At 69.5% G+C, this 17,974-nt stretch carries 18 protein-coding genes; 14 read left to right on the top strand and 4 right to left on the bottom strand.

Annotated elements, in window-relative coordinates:
• The first annotated feature begins 75 nt into the window (after positions 1-75).
• From OG452_RS09160 to OG452_RS09135, 6 genes are all read left to right on the top strand, one after another.
• Complete coding sequence (locus OG452_RS09160; protein WP_327295114.1) at positions 76-1,083, top strand: ABC transporter permease; 1,008 nt, start codon at positions 76-78, stop codon at positions 1,081-1,083.
• Positions 1,080-2,174 (top strand): ABC transporter ATP-binding protein, encoded by a 1,095-nt coding sequence (locus OG452_RS09155; RefSeq protein ID WP_327295113.1) that lies wholly within the window; start codon positions 1,080-1,082, stop codon positions 2,172-2,174. The genes OG452_RS09160 and OG452_RS09155 overlap by 4 nt, the downstream gene beginning before the upstream one ends.
• Positions 2,175-2,278: 104 nt before the next feature.
• Positions 2,279-3,568 carry an ABC transporter ATP-binding protein gene (locus OG452_RS09150; RefSeq protein ID WP_327299563.1) on the top strand — a complete coding sequence of 430 codons (1,290 nt, stop codon included), beginning with the start codon at positions 2,279-2,281 and terminating at the stop codon, positions 3,566-3,568.
• Positions 3,569-3,691: 123 nt separating this feature from the next.
• Positions 3,692-5,083: a M1 family metallopeptidase gene (locus tag OG452_RS09145; RefSeq protein ID WP_327295112.1), complete on the top strand. Its 1,392-nt coding sequence runs from the start codon at positions 3,692-3,694 to the stop codon at positions 5,081-5,083.
• Between the two features lie 56 nt (positions 5,084-5,139).
• Complete coding sequence (locus OG452_RS09140; protein ID WP_327295111.1) at positions 5,140-5,802, top strand: trimeric intracellular cation channel family protein; 663 nt, start codon at positions 5,140-5,142, stop codon at positions 5,800-5,802.
• A gap of 23 nt (positions 5,803-5,825) precedes the next feature.
• On the top strand, positions 5,826-6,662 hold the full coding sequence (locus OG452_RS09135; RefSeq protein ID WP_327295110.1) for a thioesterase family protein: 837 nt from the start codon (positions 5,826-5,828) through the stop codon (positions 6,660-6,662).
• A gap of 129 nt (positions 6,663-6,791) precedes the next feature.
• Here the strand turns inward: OG452_RS09135 and OG452_RS09130 are convergent, their stop codons facing one another.
• The gene (locus OG452_RS09130; protein WP_327295109.1) at positions 6,792-7,418 is read right to left on the bottom strand and encodes a TetR family transcriptional regulator; all 627 of its coding nucleotides are present in this window, start codon (positions 7,416-7,418) and stop codon (positions 6,792-6,794) included.
• Between the two features lie 132 nt (positions 7,419-7,550).
• Here OG452_RS09130 and OG452_RS09125 point away from each other — a divergent pair, with 132 nt between their 5' ends.
• The 3 genes from OG452_RS09125 (at position 7,551) to OG452_RS09115 (ending at position 9,287) form a co-directional block, all read left to right on the top strand.
• A complete protein-coding gene (locus OG452_RS09125) occupies positions 7,551-7,724 on the top strand; it encodes a hypothetical protein (RefSeq protein WP_327295108.1) in 174 nt (57 codons plus the stop codon).
• A 49-nt stretch (positions 7,725-7,773) separates the two neighbouring features.
• A complete protein-coding gene (locus OG452_RS09120) occupies positions 7,774-8,052 on the top strand; it encodes a DUF4190 domain-containing protein (protein ID WP_327295107.1) in 279 nt (92 codons plus the stop codon).
• Between the two features lie 71 nt (positions 8,053-8,123).
• The gene (locus OG452_RS09115) at positions 8,124-9,287 is read left to right on the top strand and encodes a cysteine desulfurase family protein (protein ID WP_327295106.1); all 1,164 of its coding nucleotides are present in this window, start codon (positions 8,124-8,126) and stop codon (positions 9,285-9,287) included.
• An 84-nt stretch (positions 9,288-9,371) separates the two neighbouring features.
• Here OG452_RS09115 and OG452_RS09110 read toward each other — a convergent pair whose 3' ends face one another.
• Positions 9,372-10,076 (bottom strand): N-acetylmuramoyl-L-alanine amidase, encoded by a 705-nt coding sequence (locus tag OG452_RS09110; protein ID WP_327295105.1) that lies wholly within the window; start codon positions 10,074-10,076, stop codon positions 9,372-9,374.
• 60 nt (positions 10,077-10,136) lie between these two features.
• On the opposite strand from OG452_RS09110, the gene mnmA reads away from it, so the two are divergent.
• A complete protein-coding gene (gene mnmA / locus OG452_RS09105; protein WP_327295104.1) occupies positions 10,137-11,321 on the top strand; it encodes a tRNA 2-thiouridine(34) synthase MnmA in 1,185 nt (394 codons plus the stop codon).
• Between the two features lie 26 nt (positions 11,322-11,347).
• Here the strand turns inward: mnmA and OG452_RS09100 are convergent, their stop codons facing one another.
• The gene (locus tag OG452_RS09100) at positions 11,348-11,671 is read right to left on the bottom strand and encodes a DUF427 domain-containing protein (protein ID WP_327295103.1); all 324 of its coding nucleotides are present in this window, start codon (positions 11,669-11,671) and stop codon (positions 11,348-11,350) included.
• Between the two features lie 61 nt (positions 11,672-11,732).
• On the opposite strand from OG452_RS09100, the gene OG452_RS09095 reads away from it, so the two are divergent.
• Both OG452_RS09095 and OG452_RS09090 read left to right on the top strand, forming a co-directional pair.
• Entirely contained in the window at positions 11,733-12,272 is a 540-nt protein-coding gene (locus OG452_RS09095) for a TIGR00730 family Rossman fold protein (protein WP_327295102.1), read from the top strand.
• Between the two features lie 7 nt (positions 12,273-12,279).
• A complete protein-coding gene (locus tag OG452_RS09090) occupies positions 12,280-12,978 on the top strand; it encodes an SDR family oxidoreductase (RefSeq protein WP_327295101.1) in 699 nt (232 codons plus the stop codon).
• Positions 12,979-13,077: 99 nt separating this feature from the next.
• Here OG452_RS09090 and OG452_RS09085 read toward each other — a convergent pair whose 3' ends face one another.
• A complete protein-coding gene (locus OG452_RS09085) occupies positions 13,078-14,289 on the bottom strand; it encodes an outer membrane protein assembly factor BamB family protein (protein WP_327295100.1) in 1,212 nt (403 codons plus the stop codon).
• Between the two features lie 266 nt (positions 14,290-14,555).
• Between OG452_RS09085 and OG452_RS09080 the strand changes: the two genes are divergently transcribed.
• Both OG452_RS09080 and ligA read left to right on the top strand, forming a co-directional pair.
• Positions 14,556-15,560, top strand: coding sequence for a methionine synthase (locus tag OG452_RS09080; RefSeq protein WP_327295099.1), 1,005 nt, complete (start codon positions 14,556-14,558; stop codon positions 15,558-15,560).
• Between the two features lie 33 nt (positions 15,561-15,593).
• Positions 15,594-17,774 carry an NAD-dependent DNA ligase LigA gene (ligA, locus tag OG452_RS09075; RefSeq protein ID WP_327295097.1) on the top strand — a complete coding sequence of 727 codons (2,181 nt, stop codon included), beginning with the start codon at positions 15,594-15,596 and terminating at the stop codon, positions 17,772-17,774.
• Positions 17,775-17,974: the final 200 nt, after the last annotated feature.

Raw genomic sequence — 17,974 nt, 5'->3', positions numbered from 1 at the left:
ACCCCCCTGAAAGGCAGGTGAAGGCGCCGGGACGGACGGGCCTACCCCGTCCGTCCGACCCGGCGCCGCACGGCTGTGGCTGCGTACATCATCCGACGCGTATTCGCCGCGGTGTTGCTGCTGCTGGTGGTCAGCGCAGTCACCTTCGCGATCTTCTTCCTCGTCCCCCGCCTCGGCGGGCAGACGACCGACTCCATGGCCGCCCAGTTCGTGGGCAAGAGCCCCGACCCCGCGACGCTCGCCGCGGTCAAGAAGAACCTGGGGCTCGACCAGCCCCTCTACGAGCAGTACTGGCACTTCATCAAGGGCATCGTTGTCGGCGCGAACTACCACTTCGGGCCCGACCCCGCCGTGTGTCACGCGCCGTGCTTCGGTTACTCCTTCAAGACCCACTCGGCGGTCTGGCCCGAGATCCAGCAGCGCATCCCGGTGACCCTGTCGCTCGCGATCGGTGCGGCGGTCATCTGGGTGGTCAGCGGTGTCGCGACCGGCGTGCTCTCCGCGCTCAAGCGGGGCACCCTCATCGACCGGCTGGCGATGGGCGTGGCCCTGGCCGGCGTCTCACTGCCGATGTTCTTCACCGGACTCGTCTCGCTCGCCCTGTTCAGCTTCCACTGGACGATCTGGGACGTGCACTTCGTGCCCTTCACGGACAATCCGGCGGAGTGGGCCTGGAACCTGGTCCTCCCCTGGTGCACCCTCGCCTTCCTGTACTCGGCGCTCTACGCCCGGCTCACCCGGGCCGGGATGCTGGAGACCATGGGCGAGGACTACATCAGAACCGCGCGGGCCAAGGGCCTGCGGGAGCGGAACGTGGTCGTCAAGCACGGTCTGCGCGCCGCGCTGACCCCGCTCGTCACCATCTTCGGGATGGACTTCGCGCTGCTCATCGGCGGCGCGGTCATCACCGAGACCGTCTTCGACTTCCAGGGGATGGGGGCCTACGCCATCCAGGGCGTGACCCGCAGCGACCTCCCGATCGTCATGGGTGTGACGCTGGTGGCCGCCTTCTTCATCGTTGTCTGCAACCTGCTGGTGGACCTTGTGTACGCCGCGATCGACCCCCGGGTGAGGCTCTCATGAGCGACGTGCGCAAGAAGGGTTCCGGCGAGCCCCCCAAGAGCGGCCAGGCCGGTGCGCCGTCCGCGGCCGGCAAGAGCTTCCTCTCGGTGCGGGACCTGCGGATCCACTTCGACACCGACGACGGCCTGGTCAAGTCGGTTGACGGCGTCAGCTTCGACCTGAAGGCCGGTCAGACGCTCGGCATCGTCGGCGAGTCAGGATCGGGCAAGTCCGTGACCTCGCTGGGGATCATGGGTCTGCACAACTCGGACCGGGCGCGGATCTCCGGTGAGATCTGGCTCGACGGCGAGGAGCTGATCGGAGCGGGGCCCGAGCGGGTCCGCAACCTCCGCGGCCAGAAGATGGCCATGATCTTCCAGGACCCGCTGTCGGCGCTGCACCCGTACTACAGCATCGGCGCGCAGATCGTGGAGGCGTACCGCGTCCACAACAAGGTCGACAAGAAGACCGCGCGCACACGTGCGGTCGAGATGCTCGACCGGGTCGGCATCCCCGAGCCGCACCGCCGCTTCGAGGACTACCCGCACCAGTTCTCCGGCGGTATGCGCCAGCGCGCGATGATCGCGATGTCCCTGGTCAACAACCCCGAACTGCTCATCGCCGACGAGCCGACGACCGCCCTGGACGTGACCGTCCAGGCGCAGATCCTCGACCTCATCCGCGACCTGCAGAAGGAGTTCGGCTCGGCGGTCGTCATCATCACCCACGACCTCGGCGTCGTCGCCGAGATCGCGGATGAGCTCCTGGTGATGTACGCGGGCCGCTGCATCGAGCGCGGCTCGGCCGAGAAGGTCTTCTACGAGCCCCAGCACCCCTACACCTGGGGGCTGCTGGGCTCCATGCCGCGCATCGACCGTGAGCAGACCGAGCGTCTCGTGCCCGTCAAGGGTTCCCCGCCCAGTCTGATCAACGTGCCGTCCGGCTGCGCCTTCCACCCGCGCTGCCCGTACGCCGACGTGCCCAAGGACAACATCACCCGCACCGAGCGTCCGGAACTGCGGGAGGGCACGGAGGGGCACTTCTCCGCCTGCCACATGACGAAGGCCCAGCGGGAAAAGATCTGGACCGAAGAGATTGCGCCGAAGCTGTGACTGATCAGAAGAAGAAGGCGGAGGAGAAGAAGGCTCCGCAGGCTGCCGAGGCTCCCGAGACGCCGAAGGTCCCGCAGCAGACGTCCAAGTCCACGGACGCCGCGGTGGCGGCTTCCGCCAAGGACACCGGGGCGGAGCCGCTGCTGAAGGTCACCGACCTGGTCAAGCACTTCCCGATCACCAAGGGCGTGCTCAAGCGCAAGGTGGGCGCGGTCCAGGCCGTGGACGGGCTGTCGTTCGACGTGTACCCGGGCGAGACCCTGGGCGTCGTCGGCGAGTCGGGCTGCGGCAAGTCGACCATGGGCCGGCTGATCACGCGGCTGCTCGAACCGACCGGAGGCAAGGTCGAGTTCGAGGGCAGGGACATCACGCATCTGTCCACCGGGCAGATGCGGCCGATGCGTCGCGACGTCCAGATGATCTTCCAGGACCCCTACGGCTCACTGAACCCCCGGCACACCATCGGCGGGATCGTCGGCACTCCCTTCCGGCTTCAGGGCGTCGAGCCCGAGGGAGGCGTGAAGAAGGAGGTCCAGGGCCTGCTGGAGCTGGTGGGTCTCAGCCCCGAGCACTACAACCGGTACCCGCACGAGTTCTCCGGGGGCCAGCGCCAGCGCATCGGTATCGCCCGCGCACTCGCGCTGCGGCCCAAGCTCGTCGTCGCGGACGAGCCGGTCTCGGCGCTGGACGTGTCGATCCAGGCACAGGTCGTGAACCTGCTGGACGACCTCCAGAGCGAGCTCGGTCTGACCTACGTGATCATCGCGCACGACCTCTCGGTCATCCGCCATGTCTCGGACCGGATCGCGGTGATGTACCTCGGGAAGATCGTCGAGCTTGCGGACCGCAAGTCGCTGTACGAGTCGCCGATGCATCCGTACACCAAGGCGCTGCTCTCGGCGGTGCCGGTGCCCGACCCGCGGCGCAAGGGGGTCAGGAGCGACCGGATCCGGCTGGAGGGCGATGTCCCTTCGCCGATCTCGCCGCCGGCCGGCTGCCGGTTCCACACCCGGTGCTGGAAGGCGACGGAGATCTGCGGGGTGCAGGAGCCGCCGCTGCTGACGCTGCGGACCGGACACCAGGTGGCCTGTCACCACCCGGAGAACGCACCCGACCAAGCGCCGGGCGAGGAACGGCTGCCGCAGGCACGGGAGGCGGCCGAGCTGGTGTCGGTCGCGAAGCCCGAGCCGGCGGAGAAGCCTGCGGAGGACGCGGAGAAGCCGCCGAAGGGCGCGGAGAAGCCTGCACGTGGCGCGGAGAAGGCGTCGGAGGGCAAGGCGAAGCCTGCACAGGGCGCGGAGAAGGCGGCCGAGGACGCTGCGGAGCCCGATGCCACTGCGGCGCCCGGTACCACTGCCGAGTCCGACGCCGCTGTGGAGTCGGACGAGAAGTAGTCCGCCACGAGATGCGGCGGCAGGCTTGCCCATGACAAGTTGGCAAAGTCATGTACATGCCGCAACGGGAGAGTGCAGAGTCAGCGTGTCCGTAACAACGGCGCACGCACGAAGGGCAGACTCTTGGCGCTCTCCCGTTCGGCACGTCTGGCCGCCCTCGCCACCGCGACGGCAGCCCTCTGTGTCATCGCGGCCGCTCCCGCACCCTCACCCGGTTCGGCCGGAATCGGCGACCCCTACTTCCCACAGCTGGGCAACGGCGGCTTCGACGCCCTGCACTACGGCCTCGATGTCGCGTACAACCCGGACACCGGCCGGCTCGACGGCCGTACGACGGTCACGGCGCGAGCCACCCAGAACCTCTCCTCCTTCGACCTGGACCTCCAGAAGCTGACGGTCGCATCGGTCGAGGTGAACGGCGCGCGAGCCGGCTTCACCCGCTCCGGCGACGAGATACGCATCACCCCGGCCGGCCCGCTGCACAAGGGCCGCACCTTCACCGTGCGGGTGGTCTACGGCGGTGTGCCGCAGGCGCTCAGCGGCCCGATCGTCTTCGGGTCCGACTACGGCTGGATGAAGACCAAGGACGGTGTCTTCGTCGCCTGCGAGCCCAACGCCGCCTCCACCTGGTTCCCTTCGAGCGACCACCCCTCCGACAAGGCCGCCTTCGACATCACCATCAAGGCGCCCAAGGGGCTGACCGGTGTCTCCAACGGGCGGCTGCTCTCCACCCGTACGCAGGGCGCGTCGACCGTCTCGCACTGGCGCGAGTCCCGGCAGATGGCCACCTACCTCGCCACCGCCTCGATCGGCAAGTTCGACGTCAAGACCGGCCGGACGCCCGCCGGTACGCCGATCTACGTGGCCATCGACCCAGTGCTCGCCAACAGCAACGCCGTTGACGTGTACGCCGTAACGGCCGAGGCCACCGACTACTGGTCGAAGCTCTTCGGGCCCTATCCGTTCGAGGAGACCGGCGCGGTGGTCGACGACATGCCGCAGGCGGGTTTCTCGCTGGAGACCCAGTCCAAGCCGAGCTACTCCGCCGTACGCAGCGCGTCGACGATCGTGCACGAGCTGGCCCATCAGTGGTTCGGCGACTCCGTCTCGGTGAAGCAGTGGAAGGACATCTGGCTGAACGAGGGCTTCGCCACGTACGCCCAGTGGCTCTGGGACGAGCACCAGGGCAAGCGCTCGGCCCACGACGCCTTCCTCAACGAGTACAACGCGACCCCCGCGAGCTCCGGTTTCTGGCGCACGAAGGTCGCTGACCCGCAGCGCGACACGATGTTCGCGTCGGCCGTCTACGACCGGGGCGCGATGACGCTCCAGGCGTTGCGCGAACGGATCGGGGACAAGGCGTTCTTCCGGCTGCTGCCCGCCTGGACGAAGGCGCACCGCTACGGGAACGCCGACACCGGGCAGTTCACCGCCCTCGCCGAGAAGATCTCCGGGCAGCGGCTCGACGGTTTCTTCGACGCGTGGCTGCGCACCTCGGCCAAACCGGAGCTGTAACGGGGAGAGAGCGGGGGCGCGCGGCAGGGGCGGGCGACGGGGGGTAGAACTGTCGGGTGCTCCATGACCTGTTCAACACCTCCGTCCAGCACGCGCTCGACCTCGCCGGGATCTTCGTCTTCGCGATCTCGGGCGCGCTGCTCGCCGTCCGGAAGAACTTCGACGTCTTCGGGATCGCGGTGTTCGCCGAGGTCACGGCGACGGGCGGCGGGCTGTTCCGCGACATCGTGATCGGCGCGGTGCCGCCCGCCGCCTTCACCGACCTCGGGTACTTCATCACACCGCTGATCGCGGCGGCGCTGGTCTTCTTCCTCCATCCAGAGGTCGAACGGATCCAGGTCGGGGTGAACGTCTTCGACGCGGCGGGGCTCGGGCTCTTCTGTGTGACGGGCACCACCAAGGCGTACGACTACGGGCTCGGCCTCACCTCCTCCGCCGTGCTGGGCCTCGCCACCGCTGTCGGCGGCGGTGTGCTGCGCGACGTACTGGCCAACGAGACGCCGTCGCTGGTGCGCTGGGACCGCGACCTGTACGCCGTGCCGGCGATGGTGGGGGCCGCGATGGTAGCCCTCTTTATCCGGTTCGACGTGCTGACCACCACCACGGGCGTCGTCGCGGCGCTCACCTGCTTCGTGCTGCGGCTGCTCGCGCTGCGCTTCCACTGGCGGGCCTCGCGGGCCTGGAACCGGCGTTCGGCGGCCGTCTCTACCGACGAGTAACCTTGCGGTGTACGGTGCTGTCCATGGCACAGGCATCCATCGGGGACAGCGAGTTCGACCGCGACACCGCAGTCACCCGTCGTGAAGAAGGCGTCTACGACGCGGAGCTCTCCGCGGGCTGGACCATCATCCAGGCGGTCAACGGCGGCTATCTGCTGGCCCTGATGGGCCGCGCTCTGGGCGACGCGCTCCCGCACCCCGACCCGTTCTCGGTCTCCGCGCACTATGTGAGCGCCTCCCGGCCGGGCCCCGCGGTGATCCGTACCCAGACCGTCCGCAGCGGCCGCACGCTCTCCACCGGCCAGGCGTCGCTGTTCCAGTACGAGGAGGACGGCACCGAGGTCGAACGGATACGGGTGCTCGCCTCGTACGGCGACCTCGACGCGCTCACCGATGACGTGCGCACCACGGCGAAGCCGCCGTCGATCCCGCCCATCGAGCACTGCCTGGGCTCCGGCGACGGACCGGCGCCCATACCCGGCTCCTCCGCGATCACGGGCCGCCTGATGCTGAAGCTGGACCCGGCGACCTGCGGGTGGGCGGTGGGCGCGCCGTCCGGCAACGGCGAGATGCGGGCGTGGTTCGGACTCTCCGACGGCCGCGACGCCGATCCGCTCTCGCTGCTGCTGACGGTGGACGCGCTGCCGCCGACCGCGTTCGAGCTCGGCATCAAGGGCTGGGTGCCCACGGTCGAACTGACCACCCACGTCCGCTGCCGCCCGGCGCCGGGTCCGCTGCGGGTGTCGATCACCACGCGCAACCTTGCCGGCGGTTTCCTGGAGGAGGACGCGGAGGTCTGGGACAGCGCGGACCGCCTGGTGGCCCAGTCCCGGCAACTGGCGCTGGCGCCACGGCGGTAGGGGTTGGCCCCAGCCCTTGGGGGGCACCTCCCGGTCCTGGCCGGGAGGCTGCTCGGGGCGGCCGGGCTGCAAGCGGGAGAGCTGGGCCCCGCTCCGTACCTGGGCGAGGTGCCGTGACTCAGCCGAGCCTCAGTCGAGCCAGTGCAGCCGGCCCAGACTGACCAGCCGCATCTGGCGCCGGGCCATGTCCCGCGCCCGCTCCGAGGCCTGCGGCCCGTCCTCCGCCGCCTCCAGCAGGACCGAGGCGGTCATCACCATGTGATCCACATAGACGCCTGCCAGCATCAGCAGGTCGTCCTCGCTCCACCCCTCGGACCGCGGCTCGCCTGTGAACGCGGCGGCCACCTCCTGTGTGAACAGGCGCAGTTGCGCCGCTATCGCCGCACGCACCGGCTGGACGCCGCCGTGCCGTTCGCGGGCGATGAACCGGACATGGGCGGGATGGGTGCGGACCAGCTCGGCGATCAGGTCCACTGTGGTACCGATCCGCATCTCGCTGTCGCCGGTGTCCGCGAGTGTCGCGGCGATCAGCCCGTGCAGCGAACCCAGGGTCTCCTCGACGAGCGCGACCCCGAGGTCGGCGGTGTCCCGGAAGTGCCGGTAGAAGGCCGTCGGCGCGACGCCCACGGCACGGGTCACCTCGCGCAGACCGAGGCTGGACAGACTCTGCTCCTCCAGCAGGCCGAGGGCCGCGTCCAGGAGGGCCTGGCGGGTCTTCTGCTTCTGGGCCTGACGGATGCCCGCGGTGTGACTCATGCCATTCAGTAAACAACCGTTCTCCGTCGAAGGGAAGCGTAGACTCAGAGTCAGTGAACAGTCGTACTCACAATTGTTCACTCAACCGATCCGTATGTGTGCGCCGAACCGGGCGCCCCGAAAGGAACAGTGATGATTGCCCTCGTCGCGCTTCTCCTCGTCTTCGGAGTCGTGCTGGGTGCCGTGGCTCACTTCCCGCTCTCCGTGTCCCTGATCGCCGCGGCCGTCATCGGCGGCTGGCTCGTCGTGTTCGCCGTGCGCGAGCGCCACGGCCGTGGGCGCCTCACCGAGCGTCTCAACAAGTAGCCGAGCGCCTCACCGCGTCCAGCGACTCACCACGTAAGGGAGCTGCATCATGGAACTCACCGCATCCGCCCGCACCCGCACCCGGACCGGCACCCGGGACGCCGACGGCATGGCCGTCGCCTCGTTCGTGCTGGGCCTGCTGGGCCTGCTGGTGCTGAACATCGTCCTCGGCCCCATCGCCATCGTGCTGGCCGGCCTCGCGCTCTGGCGCGGCACGGCCCGCCGCGGCCGCGCCCTGCTCGGCCTCGCGCTCGGCGTGGCCGACCTGGTGGTCCTGGCCACCGTCTTCACTTCGAGCGGCGCCGTGATCTGGAACTTCGGCGGCTGACCGGTCATCGGGCGCCAACCGGGGACGCGCGGCGGGGAGGCCACCCCGGAACTCGTAGAATCGTCGGCACCATGGCTTACCTCGACCACGCTGCGACCACTCCCATGCTTCCGGAGGCGGTCGAGGCGATGACCGCCCAGCTCGCCGTCACCGGCAACGCCTCATCGCTGCATGCCGCCGGGCGACGGGCCCGGCGTACCGTCGAGGAAGCCCGGGAGGCTCTCGCGGAGTCGCTCGGCGCTCGCCCCAGCGAGGTGGTCTTCACCGCGGGCGGCACCGAGGCCGACAACCTCGCGGTCAAGGGCCTCTTCTGGGCCCGCCGCGACGCCGACCCGCGCAGGAACCGGGTACTGGTCAGCCCGGTCGAACACCACGCCGTCCTGGACGCCGTCGAGTGGCTGGGCGAGCACGAGGGCGCGACGGTCGAGTACCTGCCGGTCGACGGCTACGGCCGGGTGCGCCCCGAATCCCTCCGCGAGGCGATCGAACGGGACCCGTCCGACGTCGCGCTGGCCACCGTGATGTGGGCCAACAATGAGATCGGCACGGTCATGCCGGTCCGTGAACTGGCCGAAGTGGCAGCCGAGTCCGGTGTTCCGCTGCACGCCGACGCGGTGCAGGCGTACGGCCAGCTCCCGCTGGATTTCGCCGCGGCGGGCCTGGCCGCGATGACGGTGTCGGGCCACAAGATCGGCGGCCCGTACGGGGTCGGCGCACTGCTGCTCGGCCGTGAGTACACGCCGGTCCCCGTCCTGCACGGCGGGGGCCAAGAACGCCACGTACGCTCCGGGACGCTGGACGCGCCGGCCATAGCCTCCTTCGCCGTGGCGGGAACGCTGGCCGCCGAACGGCGCGAGGTCTTCGCCCGGGAGGTAGGCGCACTGCGCGACGGACTGATCGCCGCGGTACGCTCCGCGGTCCCCACGGCCATCCTGGGCGGCGACCCGTGGGACCGCCTCCCCGCCAACGCCCACTTCACCTTCCCCGGCTGCGAGGGTGACTCCCTGCTGCTGCTCCTGGACGCCCAGGGCATCGCCTGCTCAACCGGCTCGGCGTGCACGGCGGGTGTGGCGCAGCCCAGCCATGTACTCCTGGCCACGGGCACGGACCCCGATCTGGCCCGCGGCACCCTGCGGTTCTCCCTCGGACACACCTCGACCGAGGCGGATGTGGCGGCGGTGGCGGAGGCGATCGGCCCGGCGGTGGAACGGGCCCGGTCGGCCGGACTGAGCTGAGGCGGCCGGAGCGAGCTGAGGCGGCCGGACTGAGCTGAGGCGGCCGGACTGAGCTGAGACGGACAGACCGCTGGGCCCGGGTGTTCACGGTCTGGACCGGCCCCGTGACGTTCCGGGCAGGTCCCGTTGCGGCCCGGACAGCTCCCGCGCCTTTCGCACCAGTCGTACGTACCAGGCCCAGTCCCAGTAGGGCCCGGGGTCCGTGTGGTCGGCCCCCGGGACCTCGACATGCCCGATGATGTGCTGCCGGTCCACGGGTATCCCGTACCGCGCGCAGATGTCCGCGGTCAGCCGCGCGGACGACCGGTACATGGCGTCCGTGTACGACGAGGCCCGTTCCACGAACCCCTCGTGCTCGATGCCGATGCTGCGTTCGTTGTAGGAGCGGTTGCCCGCGTGGAACGCCACATCCGGCTCCCGGACCGTCTGCGCCACCTTTCCGTCCCTGCGCAGGACATAGTGCGCGGCGGCCGCGTGGGCCGGATCAGCGAAGACCCGGAGCGCCATCGCGTAACTGCCCTGGACGGTGTGGATGACGACCCGGTCGATCGCATAGTCATGGGGCCGGTCGGCCCGCCGGTAGTTGGCCGGGGAGGCCGCAGCCCACTCGGCCCCCGCGAAATCCACCGCGCCCTTCTCGCCCGACGCCCCGCCACCGGACAGCCGGTCCCACACGTGCGCCAGCTCGCTCCTGCCCAGCGCGGCGGCGCCCGCCGCGGCGCTCAGCCCGCCGATCAGCAGGCCCCGCCGGCCCACGTGCCGGTCCGTGTCGCTGCCCGTACCTTCCATGTGCAGCTCAACGATCCGTGCGAGCGCGGGATTCCCCCGTACCCGTACCCTGGTACGGCTATGACTCAGACACCCCAGAGCCCCCGCCCCCGTTCCCTCCGGGTACTGGCCGCGATGTCCGGCGGTGTGGACTCCGCCGTGGCCGCCGCCCGCGCCGCCGAGGCCGGACACGACGTGACCGGTGTGCACCTGGCGCTCTCCGCCAATCCACAGTCGTTCCGCACCGGCGCGCGTGGCTGCTGCACCATCGAGGACTCCCGCGACGCCCGTCGTGCGGCGGACGTCATCGGCATCCCCTTCTACATCTGGGATCTGGCCGAGCGGTTCCGTGAGGACGTCGTCGACGACTTCGTCGCGGAGTACGAGGCCGGCCGCACCCCCAACCCGTGTCTGCGCTGCAACGAGAAGATCAAGTTCGCGGCGCTGCTCGACAAGGCGCTCGCCCTCGGCTTCGACGCGGTCTGCACCGGCCACTACGCCACGGTCGTCCTCAACGAGGACGGCTCACGCGAGATGCACCGTGCCTCCGACATGGCCAAGGACCAGTCATACGTCCTCGGGGTGCTGGACGAGCGCCAGCTCGCGCACGCCATGTTCCCGCTCGGTGACACCCTGACCACCAAGGACGAGATCCGGGCCGAGGCAGAGCGGCGGGGTCTGGCCGTCGCCAGGAAGCCCGACAGCCACGACATCTGCTTCATCGCGGACGGTGACACGCAGGGCTTCCTCGCCTCACGCCTCGGCGGCAAGGCGGAGGGCGACATCGTCGACGAGTCCGGTACGAAGGTGGGCAGCCACGACGGCGCTTTCGGCTTCACCATCGGCCAGCGCAAGGGGCTGCGCATCGGCCACCCGGCCGCCGACGGCAAGCCCCGCTACGTCCTCGACATCTCCCCGGTGAACAACACCGTGACGGTGGGACCCGTCGAGGCCCTGGACGTCACCGCGCTCACCGCGATCAAGCCCCGATGGTGCGGCGACGCCCCGGCCGGGGCCGGGACGTACACCGCCCAGCTGCGTGCGCACGGCGGCGAGACGCCGGTGACGGCCGAGCTGGCGGGCGGCACCCTGAACGTCACGTTCGACGAGCCGGTACGGGGCGTCGCGCCCGGCCAGGCCATCGTGCTCTACGACGGCACACGTGTCGTCGGCTCGGCGACGATCGCCACGACGGACCGGGCAGCCGGCACGACCCCGCCCCCGCAGACCGAGGCCGCCACTTCCGGGACAGCGGCGTCGTCCTAGGCAGTCGTGCCTGAGACCACTGCGCCTCAGACCACTTCAGTGTCGTAGAAGCAGAAGTGGTCTTTGATCTGGGCGACTTGGGCCAGCGGCTCCGGGTAGGCCCAGACGAGGTCGGTTGCTTCGGCCAGCGACCAGTAGGACGCGTCGCCCTTGAACGGGCAGTGGGTGCGCGTGTCCGAGGGGGTCAGCAGCTCGGTGCGCACGTCCTCCGCCGGGAGGTAGTAACGCACCGGGAGTCCTGTCTCGCGCAGCAGCAGGGGGCGGCGGCTCTCCGCCAGGACCCGGCCCTCGTGGATCACCCGTACATGCTCGGTACCTTGCTCGATAGTGATGCGATGTCCAGTCGTCATATGTGATTCAGCGCATCCGGGCCGGAACTTCTTCCCCGTGGGCGGCCTCTACCGTGGACGCATGAATATCTGTGTCTTCCTCTCCGCCGCCGATCTCGATGAGCGCTACACCCGCCCCGCCCGTGAATTCGCCGAACTGCTCGGCAGGGGTGGCCACACCCTGGTCTGGGGTGGCTCCGAGAGCGGTCTGATGAAGGTGGTGGCCGACGGCGTACAGGAGGCCGGCGGACGGCTCGTGGGGGTGTCGGTGGACTTCCTCGCGGCCAAGGCTCGTTCCAACGCCGACGAAATGGTGATTGCCTCCGATCTGGCCGAACGCAAGGCGCTGCTGCTCGCCAAGGCCGACGCGGTTGTGATCATGGTGGGCGGCACCGGCACGCTCGACGAGGCCACCGAGATCCTTGAGCTGAAGAAGCACGGGAAGACTGTGAAGCCGGTGGTGCTGCTGAACACGGCTGGCTTCTACGACGGTCTGAAGCAGCAGTTCCAGCGGATGGAGGATGAGGGGTTCCTGCCCGTTCCCCTCACTGACCTGGTCTTGTTCGCCGAGGACGGCGTGGCCGCGCTGGCGTACCTGGAGGAGTCGCAGGGCGTCCAGTAGTGCGACGATGGGGCCCATGGCTACACATGTGATCACTGGTGCTGGTTCCGGCATCGGGGCGGCCGTCGCGCGCCGCCTTCATGAGCGCGGCGACCACCTCGTCATCGTGGCGCGCGACACGGGGCGCGCCAAGGAGCTCGCGGGACGCTTCCCCGGCTCGGAGACACTCGTCGCCGACCTGGCGAATCCCGACCGCATCTCCTGGGCGCTCGGCAAGCAGACGATGCCGGAACAGGTCGACTCGCTGCTGCACATCGCGGGCATCGTAGACCTCTCTCCCATCGCGGAACTGCGTCCCCCGACGTGGCACCAGCAGCTCAACACCAACCTCATCGCTCCGGCCGAGCTGACCCGGCTGCTGCTGCCGCAGCTGCGGACCGTCCGCGGCCAGGTCGTCTTCGTCAACTCCGGCGCCGGCCTCAACGCCCATGCCGAGTGGGGCGCTTACGCCGCCGCCAAGCACGGTCTGAAGGCCCTGGCCGACGCCCTGCGCCAGGAGGAGCACGCGAACGGTGTCCGGGTCACATCCGTTTACCCGGGCCGCACAGCGAGCCCAATGCAGGCCAAGATCCACTCGCAGGAGGGCAAGGAGTACCGGCCGGAAGGCCTGATCGACCCCGAGTCGGTCGCCATGACCATCCTGACGGCCCTGGACCTCCCGCGCGACGCCGAGATCAATGACGTGACGGTCCGGCCGGGGCGCTGACGGCCGGTGCCCGCGCCGGTGCGGGCGGGCCGCTCCCGCTGGTCCGCCGTGACCGGTCGGGCCGCTACCGCGATCGGCCCTGCCGGCCCTGCCGGGCTCCTATTCGGCCAGAGTCACCTGGTCTTCGGGGGAGGCCAGGAAGCCGCTCAAGCCGACCCTTGCCACGCCGTACCCCGCTTCGAGGACTGCCATCGTGCTCACGTCGACATCGTCAGGGTTCCCGTAGAGGGAGGCGGGCAGCTCGGTCCGGTGCAGCTCGTGACCGGTCCGCGCGTCCAGTACGAGCAGTTGCGCCGAGCGGTGAGCCTTCTGCCGCTTCTCCTCCATCTGTGGCTGGTACTGCGGTATGTACACGCGGTCGTCGGCGGTCCGGGGAATCCCCAGTGTGCGCCCCTTGTCCGCCTTCACGGTCCAGAGAGCCTTGCTGCTGCTGTCGGTGCTCACCTGCCGTGCGGTGAATGAGGTGTCGTCGCCGGAGCTGAGAATGACCATGCCATCACTTATGCCGCGCAGACCCAAGTGGGGTGAGAGGAAGGCCGAGTGAGCCCGGGGCCGCGCCCCCGAGACGTCCACCGTGACCAGCGAACCGCGCGCTGTCAGGGAGACCAGCGTGTGATCGCCGAGACGTCCGTAGCCCAGGGTCTGGTCCTGCATGTGCCAGCGGGTCCGGCCGCTGGCCGGGTCCACTCCGTACAGCGCGTCCCTCGCCGGCCCGGAGCAGTCGATGGCATCGAACGCCTCGGCACCCGACAGTTCCACAGGCGGCCGGTCGTACCATCGCTTGCATCCCTTGGGCGGAGCGATGGACCAGAGCTGCTTTCCGCTGCGAGCGGACAGGCCGGTCAACCGGCCCTGCTGGTTGATGATCACGGTGCCCCCGCCCCGCCAGACACGGTCTCCGGAGTCCTCCCGTGCCTTCCCTGCCACTCTCGTGTGCCAGCGGGGCTTCCCGCTGCGCAGGTCCACCGAGACCGCGAGTCCGTCGTCGTACCAGAGAACGACGGCGCCGCTGACGACGGACTCCGATTTCAGCGCCGTCTTCTCGCGCCCGTAATGCCAGTAAGTCCGGTTGGTACGGACGCTGTTCGCCGTGATGCCGTCGTCCTGCTCGTGCAGAACCAGTCCGCCGACGACCGCCACAGGAGCGTCGGCGCCACTCGGCAGCACGCGGCCCGGCCGCTCCGGTGCGGTGGAGCCGAGAGCGGTGGGAAAGTCACCGTGTGGGCCGCTCATCTGCTCATGGAAGCGGGTGAGGTAGTCGTACGTCTGCCAACTGCCGATCGAGAGGGCCAGCACTGTCACGACAGTCACCAACTTGATCCACCTGGCCCGGACCCAGGCAGCCGCGGCTCCCGCCGACTGGGCCGGGGTCCGCCGTATCCGCGGAACGGCATACCGGTCCCTCGCAGGGGGCCCCGCACCGGCCTCCGTGTCACTGTCGCCGGAATTCCATGTCCAGCCGTCCAGCCGGTCCTTCATCGGTCTCCCCCTCGAAGTCCGTCCGCGATGGTCTTCACCGATACATACACCGCCCGGGCCGCCCCGGTTCCGTCCGGGCCCTCTCGTACCCTTCGAGGGTGAGCGAGAACAGCAAGTTCAGTTGGGGTCCTGCCACCGGGATCGGGTCCATGCCGGGCGGCGACGCGCGGAAGAGTGCGAAAACCGTCACCGGGTCCTTCGAGGACTTCCCCTTTCTTCCGGAGCTGCCGGCGCGCGGGCCCGGCGCCGACATGCTCGGACGCACCCTCGGGATGCTCGTCGAGATGTACGCGCATGTGGAGCCCAGCGGCTGGCGGGTGAGCGACCGGCCCGGACGTGATACCCGGCGTGCACGTTCCTGGCTCGGCGAGGACCTTGACGCGCTGGAGGAGTTCACCCAGGGGTACGAGGGGCCGCTCAAGGTCCAGGCGGTCGGCCCCTGGACGCTGGCCGCCGGGCTCGAACTGCGGGGCGGTGAGGCCGCGCTCGGGGACCCCGGGGCCTGCCGTGACCTCGCGGCTTCGCTCGCCGAGGGACTGCGAGGCCACCTCGCCGATGTGCGGCGGCGGGTGCCCGGCGCACAGGTCGTGCTCCAGCTCGACGAGCCCTCACTCGTCTCCGTACTGCGCGGACAGATCAGGACCGCCAGCGGCTACCGGACACACCGGGCCGTGGACAGGCAGGTGATCGAAGGCACGCTGCGGGACGTGATGGCGGTCGGCGACGGACCTGCGATCGTGCACTCCTGTGCGCCCGGCGTGCCGTTCGCCCTGCTGCGGCGGGCCGGTGCGGCAGGTGTCTCGTTCGATTTCAGCCTCCTCACCGAGCGTGATGAGGAGGCCGTCGGCGAGGCTGTGGAGGGCGGTACCCGGCTCTTCGCCGGTGTGGTGCCCGGCACCGACGCCGCATTGTCGGACCCTGCCGGTAGCGTCATGGGTGTCAGGACGCTGTGGCGCAGGCTGGGGCTGAATCCGGGGACTCTCGCCGAGTCGCTGGTGCTCACCCCGGCGTGCGGGCTCGCGGGCGCTTCACCCGGGTATGCCCGCACGGCGCTCGCCCACTGCGCCCGCGCGGCGAGGTCACTCGCTGACAACCCTGAGTAGCGGGATCGGTTTCATCAACGGGAGGACGAGACGGTGGCTGTCGAACAGCAAGGTGCGGTGCCTGCGGAGGCACGGGAGAACCACGCCCAGCTGGCCGAGCAGATCGAGGAGCACCGCTTCCGGTACTACGTGAGGGACCAGCCCGTCGTCAGCGACGCTGAGTTCGACACGCAGCTGCGTGCTCTGGAGGCCCTGGAGGAGCAGTACCCGGAGCTTCGGACTCCGGACTCACCCACCCAGAAGGTCGCCGGGGCGTACGAGACGGAGTTCACCTCCGTGCAGCACCGCGACCGGATGCAGTCGCTGGACAACGCCTTCGACGACGAGGAGCTGGCCGCCTGGGCCGAGCGTGTGGCACGCGAGGTCGGCTCGCCGGGCTACCACTTCCTGTGTGAACTCAAGGTGGACGGTCTCGCCGTCAACCTGACGTACGAGCAGGGCAGGCTGGTCCGCGCCGCGACCCGCGGTGACGGCCGCACCGGCGAGGACATCACCCCCAACGTCCTGACGATCGCCGACATCCCGCACCGGCTGCGCGGGGAGCGGATTCCGGAGCTCGTGGAGATCCGGGGCGAGGTGTACTTCCCCATGGACGCCTTCGAAGGGCTCAACGCACGGCTGGTGGAGGCCGGTGACAAACCCTTTGCCAATCCGCGCAACGCGGCGGCCGGTTCGCTGCGCCAGAAGGATCCGAAGATCACCGCGACCCGCCCGCTGCACATGGTCGTCCACGGCATCGGTGCCCGCGAGGGCTTCGACATCGACTGCCTGTCCCATGCGTACGAGCTGTTGCACGAATGGGGCCTGCCCACCGCCAAGCACAACAAAGTGGTCGACGACCTCGCGGGTGCCAGGGAGTTCATTGCGTACTTCGGCGAGAACCGGCACTCCGTGGAGCACGAGATCGACGGAGTCGTCATCAAGCTCGACGAGATCCCGCTCCAGGGGCGCCTCGGCTCCACCTCACGGGCACCGCGCTGGGCCATCGCCTGGAAGTACGCACCGGAGGAGGTCAACACCAAGCTGGTCAACATCCGGGTCGGCGTGGGGCGTACGGGCAGGGTCACGCCGTACGCACAGGTCGAGCCGGTCACCGTGGCCGGCTCCGAGGTCGAGTTCGCGACGCTGCACAACCAGGACGTGGTGAAGGCCAAGGGTGTGCTCATCGGCGACACTGTGGTGCTGCGCAAGGCCGGCGATGTCATCCCGGAGATCCTGGGCCCGGTCGTGGACCTGAGGGACGGCAGCGAGCGCGAGTTCGTGATGCCTGCCGAATGCCCCGAGTGCGGTACGGCTCTGCGGGCCATGAAGGAGGCGGACATCGACCTCCGCTGCCCCAACGCCCGCTCCTGCCCGGCCCAGTTGCGTGAGCGGCTCTTCTACCTCGCCGGCCGGAAGTCCCTGGACATCGAGAACTTTGGCTATGTCGCCGCGGCCGCACTGACCCAGCCACTGGAACCGGCCGAGCCACCGCTGAAGGACGAGAGCGATCTCTTCGACCTCACCATCGACCAGTTGCTGCCGATCAAGGCGTACGTCCTCGACCAGGACAGCGGCCTCCCCAAGAGGGACCCGAAGACGGGCGAGGAGAAGATCGCCACGGTCTTCGCCAACCAGCAGGGCGAGCCGAGGAAGAACGCGCTGGCCATGCTGGAGAACATCGCGGCCGCGAAGGAGCGCCCGCTCGCCCGGATGATCACCGGCCTTTCGATCCGTCATGTCGGCCCGGTGGCAGCGGAGGCGCTCGCACGTGAGTTCCGTTCCGTCGAGCGGATCGAGCAGGCCACGGAGGAGGAGCTGGCCGCCGTGGAGGGTGTCGGCCCGACCATTGCGGCCTCGCTCAAGCAGTGGTTCGAAGAGGACTGGCACCGCGAGATCCTCCGCAAGTGGCGGGCGGCCGGAGTCCGTATGGAGGACGAGGCCGGTGTGGACGAGGGTCCGCGGCCGCTGGACGGGCTGACCGTGGTCGTCACGGGGACTCTGGAGCACCACACACGGGATGGCGCGAAAGAAGCCCTGCAGAGCCTCGGCGCGAAGGTGACCGGCTCCGTTTCCAAGAAGACGGCGTTCGTGGTGGTCGGCGACAGCCCCGGCTCGAAGTACGACAAGGCGATGCAGCTGAAGGTTCCCGTCCTGAACGAGGAGGGCTTCGCCGTGCTCCTCGAACAGGGCCCTGACGCGGCCAGGGAGGCAGCGGTGCCGGTGGAGGAGTAGCGGGGGGAGCGGGTGTGAGCGGTGGGTCCAAGCTCACCCGTTCGGCCCATAGCAGATGGTTCGGGACGGTCGGGTCGCATTCGGGCAAGACCTGCGGAGCGCTGCCCTCAGGCCCTTCTGCGGCCTACTGTTGAAGGATGCGCCCGTCCCGCACGGCTGCAATGGGTCTGCCCTGCTCGTCTGGAGATTCTTCCTCTGGA

Source organism: Streptomyces sp. NBC_01197, assembly GCF_036010505.1.
Classification (GTDB): domain Bacteria; phylum Actinomycetota; class Actinomycetes; order Streptomycetales; family Streptomycetaceae; genus Streptomyces.
Note: the sequence above shows the minus strand (reverse complement) of the source record. Positions and strands in the feature narration are given on the sequence as shown.